The following is a 13,121-nucleotide window of genomic DNA, read 5'->3' on the forward strand; positions in this document are numbered from 1 at the left end:
CATGCGACTGAAAATCGCAGTGTCGGTGGTTCGATTCCGCCCCTGGGCACCATTACCCCCTCCCACGGTTGAACATCCCGGCTCATAGTGCACCAAAAACCCTGTTTTCATAGGGTCTGAGTGCGCATGCCGATCCGCGGCGATCCCTTGCGTCACCACAATCTGGGGGTATTTATGGGGGTGTCCCCTGTAGAACCCGAAAGCGATACCCCCATGGCGTTATCGGACTTCTCCATCCGCAGCGCGAAGCCGCGTCAGAAGCCTTTCAAGATATCGGATAGCGGCGGTTTGCACCTGTTAGTGCAGCCTGGCGGCGGCAAGCTCTGGCGATTGAAGTACCGCTTCGGCGGCAAGGAGCGGCTTCTCTCCTTCGGACCCTACCCGGCGACGGGCCTTGCCGACGCAAGACAAAAGCGCGACGGAGCCAAGAAGCTTCTCGCGTCCGGGGTCGATCCGTCGGAGGAACGGCGCAAAGAGAAAATCGCGACCGCCATATCCCAGAACAACACGTTCGGCGCGATCGCCTCGGAATACATCGCCGGGAAGGAAACAAGCGGCACCGCTGCCACGACAATCAGCAAGTTAAAATGGTTGCTCGAAGATCTGGCTGCTCCACTGGCCGAGCGTCCGATCTCAAGCATTACACCGGCCGAGTTGCTCGACCTGCTCAAGCGGGTGGAGAAAAGCGGCCGCCGAGAGACCGCCCGCCGCTTGCGTGGCACGATCAGCAGTGTGTTTCGCTTGGCCGTGGTCACCCTGCGGGCCGAAACCGACCCGACCTTCCCCTTGCGCGGCGCGTTGCTCGCACCCGTGGTCGAACACCGGGCGGCTATTCTCGACGAACGAAAGCTTGGGGCGCTGTTGCGGACGGTCGATGATTATGATGGCTGGCCCACCATCACGGCTGCGCTCAAGTTCATGGCGCTGACCTGCGCGCGTCCGGGTGAAGTCCGTCTCGCGCGCCGTGACGAGATCGATTTCGAGAAAGCGATGTGGCGCATTCCGGCCGAGAGGATGAAAATGCGGCGTCCCCATGACGTGCCATTATCACGTCAGGCCATTGCCGTTCTTAAGGACATCTGGTCCTTGTCTGAGCACGGCGAGCTGATATTCCCGTCGGTGCGCTCAAATCGCAAGCCGCTGTCGGAGAACGCGTTCAATTCCGCGCTACGCCGCATGGGGTACTCCAAGGATGAAATGACAGCCCACGGATTTCGGTCGTCGGGTAGCACCATTCTGAACGGTCGTGGCTTCGATCCTGATGTCATCGAAGCCGTCCTCGCGCATCAGGACGAAAACGAAGTGCGGCGCGCGTACAATCGCGCCAAATACTGGCCGGAACGCGTCAAGCTGATGCAGGCCTGGGCAGATCTCCTCGATGAATTCCGCGCACTGCGTCGAAGGGAGACGAGGCAATCAACACAAACAGTTGATCCGATTATTTCCTGACACATAGTGACTCACGAGCGCGCAAGAGACCGCATGGCCGAGCATGGTGTAACGGTGAAATCCGCGCAGCCGTAGCCAAATCGAAAGTCTTCAACAAGGGGACTTTCATGCCAATCAACGCGGGATTGTTTTCAAGCGAGACGCCGGAATGGGCAACGCCGCAACCAGTTTTCGATGCGCTTAACGCGCGTCATGGACCGTTCCTGCTTGACGTCTGCGCCACGCAAGAAAACGCAAAATGCCAACGCTATTTTACGATCAAGGAAAACGGCCTCTGCCAGACGTGGTCCGATAATAACTGGATGAATCCACCCTATGGGCGAACCATTGGAGAGTGGATTGAAAAGGCCTTTCGCGAGGCGCTGCTTGGCAGGCAGACAGTTGCGCTGCTGCCTGGTCGCACCGACACCCGTTGGTTTCATGAATTCATCTACGGGCGGCACGAAACACAATTTCTGTGTGGTCGGCTCAAATTCGGCGGCTCAAAGAACAGTGCGCCGTTCCCGTCGATGGTGGTGATATTCAGCCCAGGAAGCCGACGAAGCGGATCTTCGCCGAAGGAAAGTGCAAATTCGCCGTAAGAAATGGTTTTATGCTACCGAGGCGGACGGAAGGCCCGCAATGGCCGCGACAAAATAGCCTATCTCTTAAAGGATATCGGAACACTAGTTTCGATTTGGATCCTCCCAGTAAAATCCATCATCCACCTGAGTGAGGGTGTCGAGTGACGAAGACGCCTGTTATCGTGCCGGCCGGCGCCCACACGCAAACATCGCTCGCCAGGAGAGAACGTCTAAGCTTTGCGCTGGAGTGTGCAGGAAGGCCAATTTTGGCTTTTGCAGCAATCTCGATCTCGGCCGCCAAGAAGCTCTGTGAAGAAGATTGGTTTCTCAACGAGCTTTGCCGATTTCAGAGTAATGGATCGCCACTTTGGGATGGCAAGCAAGCGCTCATGGTTCGTGCGGCAACAGCGCCCGAACATGCCGAGGTTCTCGTCGAGCACAACGACCAGTTCATGCACGACGAGGATACAAAGTACACATTCAGCTTTCTGGTCTGCGTAGATCCCGAGAAAAACTGAATCGATCAACGTCAAATCGCGGACAGACATCGCTTAAGTTTGGGGGGCGGCCGAAAGGTGCTCCCGCTCCGCCTGACATTTTCCGAGGATGACGATCGCGGGTCGGTTTCAATGCCGGAACCGTTGCGCGTGTGCAACAGGAAAGCACAACGGATTACTAATGGACTGATTCTATCTCCATCCACCATCGGCCCCACTACCCGACGCGCCCAATGTTGGCTAACGCCTGGAGCTAACATTATTCGCATTGGGGGTGAGTGAAATGGAGCGGTCTGTGGCCAAGGCTGTTTGTCTTGGAGCTGTATGTGTTTGCATGCTTTCGGTTGGGAATAATGCATTAGCTCAATCGGCAGGTGAACCGCAGAGCCAAGTTCAAGCAAAGGGCCCGGCAACTCTTCCTCCAGTCGTCGTTGCCGCACCTGTCTCACAGAAGCGCTCACGGCCAATAAGCCAGAGAGCCAGCCGTAGCTCCCCTCACGCAAACCGATCGCGCGTGGTCACCGTGCGCCAAGAGCCGACGACTATTGCTCCAGCGGCTGCAGGTCCAGAAGCGGCCGTTCGACGCGAGCAAGGCTACGTGCCGCAAACTGGAGCTGCCGCAACGAAATCCGCTACGCCGCTCGTAGAAACGCCACAGTCAATCTCAGTCGTCACCAAGCAACAGATCGAAGACCAGCAACCGCAAAATGTTCGCGAGGCACTTCGTTATACGCCAGGCCTCGTTTCCGAATATCGAGGTGCAGGCGGCACCCGTTACGATACCATTCTTTATCGTGGATTTGGTGGCGGCGTGAATTATGACTACTCCTACCTCGACCAATTGCGTCTCCTGGGAGCCAATTACCTCGTTCCGCAAATCGATCCGTACATGCTCGATCGGATTGAAGTCTTAAAAGGCCCCGCGTCCGTCCTTTTTGGACAAGGAAATCCCGGCGGTCTCGTCAATCTTGTGAGTAAGCTACCGACTGCGCAGCCGTTCCATGAGGTCATTGTCCAGGGAGGGACATACGGCCGCATTCAGGGAGGCTTCGATTTTGGTGGGCCTATCGATAAGGAGGCGACTTGGCTTTATCGCTTGACCGGCATCGGCCGTATGGCTGATTCCCAGGTTGATTTCGCGAAAGAGCAACGTGTAGCGATCGCGCCTGCCATAACATATCGCCCCGACGCCGACACTAGCATCACTCTGTTGGCGAAGTACCAGCACGATCCGTATGGCGGATATTTTGGCTTCTTGCCGGCTGCAGGCACCGTGTTGCCCCTGGCAAACGGCAGCCGTATTCCACGCAATTTCTTCGATGGTTCTCCCCAATACGATCAGTTCGATCGGACCGAGGCCAGCATTGGCTATAAGTTCGACCATCGCTTCGACAATATGTTCTCGGTGGCGTCGAGTCTTCGCTACATGCATCTCGATCTTGATTACAAGAGCGTCTTCACCAGTCCGCGTGGTCTAAACACTACCGATCCGAACAACCCATCGCTTTATCGGAGCGCGATCTTCAATAGATCCCATGGCGATGCTTTAACAACCGATAATCATGGCGAGATCAATCTCGCAACCGGACCCGTTTTGCATAAGATCCTTGTCGGAGTTGACTATCAGCAGCTCAACTATGCCGAAGTGCAAGGATCGGGAACAGCTCCTTCTCTTTCGATCTATAATCCTGACTACTCGCTTGCGATCCCTACACCGAGCACCACGGTCGATGCGACGCAGCTCCTGCGTCAGGTCGGGCTGTACGTCCAAGATCAAATCCGTATCGAGAGATTGACGCTTTTGACCGGTGTTCGCCAGGATTGGGCGGACAATGATCGCACCGATCGCCTATCACCGCCGGCGGTCTATCAGCTCGATAAGGCGACCACTTGGCGAACCGGTGCAATCTATAATTTCGACAGCGGATTGGCTCCCTACGTCACCTACTCGACGTCATTCCAGCCCAATAGCGGTGCAGACGTTTCAGGTAATCTTTTTAAGCCGACGACCGGCCAGCAGATCGAAGGTGGCGTTAAGTACCAGCCGGTCGGCTATAACGCACTTCTAACGGCCGCGGTTTACGATTTAACACAACAGAACGTGCTGGTGACCGACCCCGCCAACACAAATTTCAATATTCAGACTGGCGAGGTGCGGACGCGCGGTCTCGAACTGGAGGCGCGTGCAACCGTTCAACCCGGGTGGTCTTGGATCGCTTCCTACGCATACATGGACAACATCAACACAATCAGCACTACGGCTCAAGGCAAGCATCCGACCTACGTGCCGGATCAAACCGCGGGAATTTGGCAAGATTATACGTTCCAGTCGGGACAACTTGCAGGGTTCGGCTTTGCCACTGGCGTTCGCTATGTCGGTCGGAGTTTTGCTGATGCAGCGAACACGATCACGGTACCCTCCGTCTTACTGTTCGATGCAGCGGTGCACTATGACTTCGGAGTTAGATTCCCAACGCTAAGAGGGTGGCGTGCACAAGTGAACGCTCAAAATCTCTTCGATAAGACCTACGTTTCGGCCTGCGCAACTGCTACAAAATGCTTCTACGGTCTCGGCCGTACCGTAGTTGGCACGCTTGCGTACCGATGGTGAACCTTTAGAGAAAGTCCGTGCTGTCGACACAAAAGATCAGGTTTTGGCGGGCGATCCATACATGGACCAGCCTGATCTGCACGCTATTCTTGCTGATGTTGGCGCTGACAGGATTGCCTCTAATATTTCATGACGAAATTGATGAGTGGTTCGGGAAGCTCCAACTCTCGGCTGAAACATCGAGCGCTAGCTCAGCCGATTTCGATGCAATCGTGCGGGAGGCGCAGGCAGTCTATCCGAAGCTTGCGGTCCGCTATCTCATTTGGGACAAAGACCTGCCGGGCGTTGTAAAGGTCAATATGGCGGCATCGATAGATGCACCTCGCGGAAAGGCAACGTTTTTATCTCTTGAGGAGGCTACTAGTCGCGTCCTAGACCCTCAGCCAGGGCGTAGCAGTGCGATGACGTTTATATTGCAACTTCATACCGATATGTTTGCCGGTGACGTTGGAAGTGTGTTTCTCGGTTTGATGGGAGCGCTATTTGTAATCAGCCTCGTGTCGGGCGTCGTGCTTTATGCGCCTTTTATGCGAAAACTGCATTTTGGAACTGTCCGCGCCGAACGCGGGCGAGCTATCAAATGGCTCGACCTTCATAACTTGCTCGGAATTACGACGACAGCCTGGCTGCTTGTGGTTGGATTGACGGGCGTCATTAACACGCTTGATTCATTTATCTTTCGATATTGGCGATCCGATCAACTCGCGCAAATGGTTGCACCCTATAAGGCAATGCCGCCTCCAGCGCGGATTGGATCCGTAACGGAAGCAATTTCGAAGGCGAAGGAAGTATCGCCCGATCGGACCCCGAGTTTCTTGGCTTTTCCAGGAACGTTTTTCAGCAGTAAACACCACTATGCAGTTTTTATGCGAGGGAAGACGCCGCTTACATCGCAGATACTCGAGCCAGTGTTAGTTGACGCGGAGACGCTTCGTGTTACGGAAAAGCGAACGCTTCCTTGGTACGTCCTGGCGCTCGAATTGTCACGACCACTGCACTTTGGAGACTACGGGGAAATGCCCCTCAAAGTAATTTGGGCAGCATTGGATGCTGTCGCTATCGTCGTCATTGCAAGTGGGCTTTATCTTTGGGTTAAAAAACGCATGCGGCCGACAAAGAACGCTTAATGCTATCTTGGTCGCGCAAACACCGACAGATAGTGATGGAACGGCTCACCGTTAGGCGGTTAGGTAGATCTCCAATCTTGGAGCCCGCCATGTCCGCGCAATTATAATTCACGCCCCAAGTCGGGCGACGGATTTTGGCGGCGCCAAGCCTCCATGTCGCGCCGGATTTGTTCGGATCGTGAAATCTGCTCTTGGCCGGCGCCCGTAGCGGCGTCATTAAATTCACGCGTCGGCTCGGCCTGTTCCCGCTTTTGTGTTGGCACGAACCGGGGCGGCGGTGGATTTTCCATCTCGTCGATGAGGTGGTCTTTGGCCCGGGCGAACGTTACGTCCTTCCGAGCCAAACGCTGATGGCTGCGTTCTGCTTCCCGTTCCGTTGCCTGGCGGTCGCGAAGTGTGTGGAAGCGCTCCCGGTGGATGACCCAAATCCGATCCGAGAGCAGCTTGGCCGCGCTCTTTTCCTCTCGCGCCAATTCCCGGCGTTCGCGCTCGTGTATTTGCCCGAGGGATTTGGCGAGGTGCTTGCGAGAGAAAATCAGGCGAGTCATTCGGCGGAACGTCAGCGGCTTCGCGTGCGCCAAACGATGACGGTTCTTGTAAACGAACACGGCCCGCTCCAAAGGATGCGTAGCGCTTCGGTCTACCAAATGCGCTTCGCGCCGCTGAGCTTTGTAAAGCTCACGCCATTGCGGCCGATAGGCGCGCTTATTGTGCGCCCGGGCATTGTCAATTGCCGCACGCGTGTCCTGGTCGAGCGCGTCGCGCTCGCGTATTTGTCGGTCCCATGTGACGCCGCGTTCGAATTTGTGCTTCAGATCCAATTCGGCCCGCAGCCGCTTCATGCGATCGACGACGTCCTTTCGATCGAACCAGTGCGGCCGACTTGGCGATTTATCCTTTATGGGAACGAACGGCGCCGGCTTCACTTCGATTCCGGCCGCGCCGAGTAATCGGGTCGCCACCGACTCCTTCTTGCGCATTTCCCGGACCTTGCGACGCTGTTCGTTGTTCTTGACCCGCTCCTCGCAGTGGATGCGGCCCTGCGCGCGTTCGTAATTTTCCGCCCATTCGGATAGGCGCTCCTTCGAGAACTTCAGCGCTGCCGTGCGTCCGGTATAGGGGTGAATCGTGTTCGCAACGATATGGACGTGAGGGTGGCTTTTGTCGTCATGGGCGACGATGAGCGCTTCGTGCTCGTCGAGGCCAAGCAGCTTCAGGCTATCGAGCGCAGCCGCCTTCATCTGTTCTGAGGTCGGTTTGTCGTCGGCATGCCAAGCCAGCGTGTAATGCAATACCGGCTTATCGTTTTTCCGTCCGCGCGCCGATAGGCCGGCATTAGCCTTAAGCTGGCCCTGATTTCGGAAGGTTTCGTACATTTCAAACCAGGCGGCGTCCGGATCCGTGTGCAAATTTTGCAGCATGATCCAGTCGACGCGATCATTGGTCTTCGCGTTCGGATCGTGCAGCACGTACGTGCACGACCCTTTGAAACTCTTGCCGCGGGCCTGAAGGCGCGGAATCATTTGCAGTGGTCCTATCTTTGAGGGTGCGAATGCGCTGCGCGAGGAGTTCGTCTCGGATCAGGAGTCGCAGGAGCGTGCTGAGTTCGTGCGCCACCTTTTCGATATTCTCCGGCGCCGGCACCGTCGTCACGATGGCATCGAGCGCGCCGGCGATACGTTTGAGTTCGGCGATTGTGGCTGGATGAATCGCACCTGGTGCGTGGTCGTGGGTCTGGACATAACCCTTGCTGAGATAGCGCTCGGCAAGGCCCGCAAGGCTGACGCCCAGTTGTGCGGCCTCCGCGCTGAGGCGCGCGTGTTCTGATGGCGTAACGCGCACAGTGACAACGTGTGTACGTGCGGCTTGCTGATAAGTTCGTGGCCTTGCCACTGACGCCTCCATGAAGGTTGGTGGGTTCGGGGCGCGCCGCGCCCTGACCGGGAAGGGGTCCGGGGAAACGGAGCGGAGCGGTTTCCCGGGCTCGAAAGGGATTTGGAATTCGAATCCGGAACGGATATGGATTCCAAATCCACATCTCGCTACTCCTCTTCAGTCTAAGCGCTTCACTCATGGGTAGAACTTTTCGTATTGTCTTTATCCGGAGACTTTTTCTGGCTTATGCCAGTTTTATTTTTTTTGTAACGCGGCGTCTCATCTTCGGACGTGCAGTCGCATGCTTGAACATGCAGCCACGTTTACTTCGATGATCTTCGTTCACAGCTAACTGGGCATCGCCGAAGAACTTGCAAGAGCGCAGGCCGGACCGGCGTCACGCCGGACGGGGGCGCTCTCCGCTAAACAACGGAGGCCTTATGCTTGACGATGTTTTTCCGCCGCGCGGCTTGGGACTTTCTGAGCACGCCAACACGCCGCCGTCTCAGACGTGGGGACATCCTTGGGAGCTTGGTTCGAATTGGGATTGGCAGCCCGGTAAGCTGCTGCTTGGTCAATGGCAGGGGCGTGCTATCGGCATCGAAGACGATCGTCACGGTGTCACGATTGCCGGGGCGCGGTCGGGAAAATCTACGACCAGCCTTATTCCGAATCTTCTGCGCTATCCGGGGTCGGTCGTGGTCATCGATCCCAAAGGCGAATTGGCGCGCGCCTGTGCCGCGCGTCGGGCGGCCATGGGACAGCGCGTCTTTGTGCTCGATCCGTTTTCCGAAACCGGAATACCGACGGCGTCCTATAATCCGTTCAGCGAGTTGGGTTTTGGAAAGTCGCTACACACCGCAGCCGACGCCGCGCAGCTGGCGGACGCGCTGATTGTCAGCAATCCGCGAGATCCGCACTGGACGGATTCGGCGAAAAATCTGGTACGCGGGCTCGCGCTACATCTCCTGTCGTCATCTTTGTTCGTGACGTTGCGAGAGGTGCGCCGGCTTCTGAACGGGACGCCGGCCGAACTGGATCGCCTGTTCAAGGCGATGGCCAATTCCCGCGCCTTCGACGGCGTCGTTGGCAATATTGGGTCCGCCTTTCTCGGTAAATTGCAGGCCGGCGGCCGCGAGCTTCAGGGCATTCTCTCGACGGCGCAGGAGCAAACCGCGCCGCTCGACGATATCGTGGGCATCACCGATAGCTCGGATTTCGGCCTGAGCGATTTATACAAGGGCGACACAACGATCTTCCTGGTGCTGCCCGGCATGCGCATGGGAACGCATTACCGGTGGCTGCGCCTGATGGTGCAGCAGGCGCTTTGCGCGGTGGAGCGCAACGCGGTCCCGCGCGGCGGCCTCCCGGTCTGGTTCGTGTTGGAGGAGTTTCCGGCGCTAGGCCATATGCGATCGATTGAAACCGCCGCCGGACTGATGGCGGGTTTCGGCGTAAAGCTCTGGGCGGTGCTGCAGGATCTTACCCAGCTTCAAACCCACTACCCAAAATCCTGGGAGACCTTTCTGGGAAATGCCGGCTTTATTCAGGCGTTCGGGAATGCGGATGTAACCACTACAGAACATCTTTCGAAATTGCTTGGCATGACGCAAGTCATGGATCGGCACGATATTCGTGTATCAGGATCCGCGTTAAGCCACGGCGATACCGGCCGGCGGGAAAATCCGCGCAGTGTCCGCTTGCTCGATCCCTACGAAATCACGCGCTGCTTTTCACGCGAGAGCAACCGGCAATTGGTCATCGTGCCAGGCCGTCCGCCCCTTTATATGCACCGGCTGCCGCGCGATGCGTAAGTTCGAAACAGAAATCATCCGCGAATATGATGCGGAAGGCCGCCTGTCGGCTGCGGGCTTGCGCTGGGTGGAAGCGCGATATGGTGTGCTCGCGGTCGGCGGGGCAATCTTTTGGTTGGCAGTTTACGTCGCGGCAGTGTTGGCAATTACAGCCATTTGCATGGGCGGTGCGGTCGGACTTGTCAAACCGACCGCGAGCGCAGGTCTCACGGCCTTGGCGGCGGTCATGATGCTGCGACGGTGGGGCTTGCGTGAGCGGGCGGCGATTTTTCATTTTGACCACATCGCTGTGCCCTTCGGCCAGCCGCGCGCGCGAAAAAGCCGACGGCTGGAAGTCGCGATCGGCGAGGCCGCCAATGTCGAAGTGTGGCGCAGCGGCTACGAATTCTGGCTGTTGGTCTACACGCGCAGCGCCGACGCGTATGTGCTGGGTCGGGGATTGAACGAATTCCAGGCGCGCAAGGTCGTGACGCTATTGAGTCACGCCCGCGACGATTTGCGCGGAAGTCTGACCCGACATCAATCCAATCAGCCGAGCGCGCGTCGGATTATCGAATGAAATTCTTTCCACCATCAATATGCAGGAGGTGACCATGGATCAGAGACTTGTCCGTATTCGCGAATTAATCAATCAGAAGGAGGCGATCGATACTGAACTTGCCGGACTGATTGGCGCTCGGGGTGAGATCCCAAAGCGCGGACGACCGCGCAAGGCCGAAGCGAGCGATGGCGCTTTTGCGCCAAGCGAGAATGGCGCGATGGCCGATACTGAATTGGAACGGTAGACGAAAGCCCCGAGCACATTTGCAGGCGCTCAAAATGAAGCGGCGCCGCTTCCAAGCGGCGCCGCCTTTTGAGGTCCATCAGGTCGATGGGCCTGAGCGCTCCGGCGCTGTCGAGGTGAAGGGGTCATCGCTGACCCCCGTTGCCTCGTTCTTGTCTTCCGACACTTCGCGGATGACGGTACGGCCGGTCGCCGGATAAGCGTCGAATTTGAGGTTGAAGCCTTTGCCGTCGCGGTTGGGCCACGCGGCGCCAATGCGGATCCAGCGGGTTTTTTCTCCCTCACCGATCACCTGATAAATGGTGTGCGTGGGGCGTTTGGATTCGTTCGTTATGTTGCTCATGTTGGTCTCCATTCTTTTGGTTCTGGCCGAGCACCGCGCCCGGCCGATGAAACCGTGAAGACCACGCCGAAGGACGCGGGGTCACACCGGCAACACGGGAGCGAAGCGAATGGAGCGGGCGGCCGGTTGACCCAAGAGCGGACTGGCGTGGTTAGGTTCATCGTCAAGGCCGGGTGTGCATCGCCCGAACGAACCGCATGGAATGGAGACAGGGGTACGTCACGGATGCGAGGGTCCGCACGCACTGACGCAGGAAAAGATAGGTGATAAAGGCCCTGGCATCTCATCGGCACGCCGAAGCCGCGCGCAAATCAACCGCTCGCTTATTCGCGCCGGGATAATTCATAACACAGCGCAGTGTCGTGAAGGCAACGGCGGATTTCAGCCATTTGTCATGAGTTTGTTGACCGCACGTTCGCAAGCCGCGTACCATTGAAGATGAGGTGGGCGATGTCGTCCGCCTCGGGGGGCGTCAAAACCCACAGTTGATGCGGCGGACACAGCCGGAATGTGTCGCTTCTCGGTCTCACGGCCGGGGGGCGGCGTTGAATGTCCAAGCCTCGCGGCCAAAGAGCGCCGCGCCGTTTTCATCAACACGGTTTTGAACTCCCGGCCACCAGCCCAGCAAGTGCTGCCGGTCTGGTCGGCTATTGACCCGGGGGTTGATTGGAAAGATCGCATTTTGCATTTGTTTCTTTGATGGGGCTGGCCGTTCTGCTGCCCTTCTCCGCCATCGCCGCGCCGGTCGCGTCGGCGACGTCATGCGTAGTCAATCCCAAAGACGCGGTCAACGAAGCGCGGAGGGCGCTGGGGACGCCGTCTTCCGCTGACGATCAAGCGGCTCTGTTTTTCCTGATTGAAGCTGTCGCCGCGCTGAATGCGAAGCTTGAGGGCTTGCGCGACGGCAGCGTGCCGTTTGCTGGAGCAATCTATGCGCCAAAGGGCGTGGTCATGAAGAAAAGCCCGCCAAGTGAGGTGCGTTGATTTGGCGATATGTGCCCAGTGTCCGGCCGCTTGGCCCGATTTACCCACAACGATCGCTGTCGGGCGGCCGGACACTGGCCATCATGCTGGCGGCGATCCTGCTTCTGGCTGAGCCTCGCTCTGCCGGTGCGGCGTGCAGCCAACCGGGCGCAGAGGAGGGAGACGTCATGTACAATGCCGACTACAAGCTTGTGCAATATTGCGATGGCACGCGCTGGATCTCCATGGGCGGCGGCGTCACCGACATGCGTATCGGAACGCTTGCGGCCAACCGATGGTGCGTGGCGAACGCCGCCGGCACCGGACTTGAGTGCACGCAAGATAAGCCGATCACCGACGTGACGTTGACAGGCGACGTGATAGGGACGGGACCGGGCGTGGTCGCAACCACCATCGCAAGCCAGGCCGTGACTACGGTTAAGCTGGCGGACGCCAATGTCACCTACGCCAAACTTCAGCCTACCCAAGCCGCCGGCGTGTTGCTGGGACGTGGCGCGGGAGCGGGTGCCGGCATGGTGCAGGAGTTGACGCTGGGGACAGGGCTTTCGCTGGCGGGCACTGTGTTGAGCGCGGCGGCCTCGTCGGCGAACGCCGCTGGCCCCGCCGGCGCGGTCCAGTTCAATGACGGCGGCGCATTCGGCGGTGTCTCTGCTTTCACCTATAGCGGCAGCGTGGGCCTGAATGTCCAAAACGGCAATGCGTCGGGCACAGCCATCAACGCCGGAACGACCGGCGCGACGGCAACGGCAATTAACGCCAGCAGTTCAGCGACAGCTGTTAACGCCACCACCACGGGAGCTACTGGGACGGCCATCGGCGGCACCGCCACGGGTGCGTCGGCAACGGCCATCAACGCCAATGCCTTGGGAAATGCCGGCACCGCCCTGAGGGGCCAGGCCACTGGCGCGAACGCGTATGCCGTCTATTCGCAGGGACGCATGCATGTGACGGGCGCACTGACGACAGCCGCCGAGGTTACGGTTGGCAAGAGCCTGACGCTCACGCCGCAGGCCGGGCTTGCAGCGCCGGTGATGCCATGACCAGCGGGGTATATTGAAACGCGAGAATATGCAC

13 protein-coding genes are annotated in these 13,121 nt (G+C 58.0%); 10 read left to right on the plus strand and 3 right to left on the minus strand.

The genetic code is table 11. The annotated features are described in order from the left end of the window. Positions 1 to 126: 126 nt before the first annotated feature. From QM712_RS14135 to QM712_RS14155, 5 genes are all read left to right on the plus strand, one after another. The gene (locus QM712_RS14135; protein WP_415023724.1) at positions 127 to 1,449 is read left to right on the plus strand and encodes a tyrosine-type recombinase/integrase; all 1,323 of its coding nucleotides are present in this window, start codon (positions 127 to 129) and stop codon (positions 1,447 to 1,449) included. A 107-nt stretch (positions 1,450 to 1,556) separates the two neighbouring features. Beyond that, complete coding sequence (locus tag QM712_RS14140; RefSeq protein WP_415023725.1) at positions 1,557 to 2,030, plus strand: DNA N-6-adenine-methyltransferase; 474 nt, start codon at positions 1,557 to 1,559, stop codon at positions 2,028 to 2,030. Between the two features lie 143 nt (positions 2,031 to 2,173). Next, on the plus strand, positions 2,174 to 2,530 hold the full coding sequence (locus tag QM712_RS14145) for a hypothetical protein (RefSeq protein WP_415023726.1): 357 nt from the start codon (positions 2,174 to 2,176) through the stop codon (positions 2,528 to 2,530). A 502-nt stretch (positions 2,531 to 3,032) separates the two neighbouring features. After that, positions 3,033 to 5,120 carry a TonB-dependent siderophore receptor gene (locus QM712_RS14150; RefSeq protein WP_415023727.1) on the plus strand — a complete coding sequence of 696 codons (2,088 nt, stop codon included), beginning with the start codon at positions 3,033 to 3,035 and terminating at the stop codon, positions 5,118 to 5,120. A gap of 17 nt (positions 5,121 to 5,137) precedes the next feature. Next, entirely contained in the window at positions 5,138 to 6,247 is a 1,110-nt protein-coding gene (locus QM712_RS14155) for a PepSY-associated TM helix domain-containing protein (RefSeq protein WP_415023728.1), read from the plus strand. A 101-nt stretch (positions 6,248 to 6,348) separates the two neighbouring features. Here the strand turns inward: QM712_RS14155 and QM712_RS14160 are convergent, their stop codons facing one another. Both QM712_RS14160 and QM712_RS14165 read right to left on the minus strand, forming a co-directional pair. Next, positions 6,349 to 7,716, minus strand: coding sequence for a relaxase/mobilization nuclease domain-containing protein (locus tag QM712_RS14160; protein ID WP_415023729.1), 1,368 nt, complete (start codon positions 7,714 to 7,716; stop codon positions 6,349 to 6,351). Further along, on the minus strand, positions 7,685 to 8,140 hold the full coding sequence (locus QM712_RS14165; protein WP_415023730.1) for a plasmid mobilization protein: 456 nt from the start codon (positions 8,138 to 8,140) through the stop codon (positions 7,685 to 7,687). Before QM712_RS14165 ends, QM712_RS14160 begins: the two co-directional genes overlap by 32 nt. A 422-nt stretch (positions 8,141 to 8,562) precedes the next feature. Here QM712_RS14165 and QM712_RS14170 point away from each other — a divergent pair, with 422 nt between their 5' ends. Genes QM712_RS14170 through QM712_RS14180 form a run of 3 tightly spaced genes read left to right on the plus strand, consistent with a single transcriptional unit; the run spans position 8,563 to position 10,721 of the window. After that, positions 8,563 to 9,936, plus strand: a complete 1,374-nt coding sequence (locus QM712_RS14170) for a type IV secretory system conjugative DNA transfer family protein (protein ID WP_415023731.1) — start codon at positions 8,563 to 8,565, stop codon at positions 9,934 to 9,936. Next, complete coding sequence (locus QM712_RS14175; protein ID WP_415023732.1) at positions 9,929 to 10,495, plus strand: hypothetical protein; 567 nt, start codon at positions 9,929 to 9,931, stop codon at positions 10,493 to 10,495. Before QM712_RS14170 ends, QM712_RS14175 begins: the two co-directional genes overlap by 8 nt. A gap of 34 nt (positions 10,496 to 10,529) precedes the next feature. Continuing rightward, positions 10,530 to 10,721: a hypothetical protein gene (locus QM712_RS14180; protein WP_415023733.1), complete on the plus strand. Its 192-nt coding sequence runs from the start codon at positions 10,530 to 10,532 to the stop codon at positions 10,719 to 10,721. A gap of 78 nt (positions 10,722 to 10,799) precedes the next feature. On the opposite strand, the gene QM712_RS14185 is transcribed toward QM712_RS14180, so the two are convergent. Next, entirely contained in the window at positions 10,800 to 11,063 is a 264-nt protein-coding gene (locus tag QM712_RS14185) for a hypothetical protein (RefSeq protein ID WP_415023734.1), read from the minus strand. Between the two features lie 666 nt (positions 11,064 to 11,729). Between QM712_RS14185 and QM712_RS14190 the strand changes: the two genes are divergently transcribed. Together QM712_RS14190 and QM712_RS14195 are read left to right on the plus strand one after the other, a co-directional pair. After that, positions 11,730 to 12,047: a hypothetical protein gene (locus QM712_RS14190; RefSeq protein ID WP_415023735.1), complete on the plus strand. Its 318-nt coding sequence runs from the start codon at positions 11,730 to 11,732 to the stop codon at positions 12,045 to 12,047. Between the two features lie 167 nt (positions 12,048 to 12,214). After that, positions 12,215 to 13,087 carry a hypothetical protein gene (locus QM712_RS14195; RefSeq protein ID WP_415023736.1) on the plus strand — a complete coding sequence of 291 codons (873 nt, stop codon included), beginning with the start codon at positions 12,215 to 12,217 and terminating at the stop codon, positions 13,085 to 13,087. The last annotated feature ends 34 nt before the right edge of the window (positions 13,088 to 13,121 follow it).

This window comes from Bradyrhizobium sp. (assembly GCF_047605465.1).
Classification (GTDB): domain Bacteria; phylum Pseudomonadota; class Alphaproteobacteria; order Rhizobiales; family Xanthobacteraceae; genus Bradyrhizobium.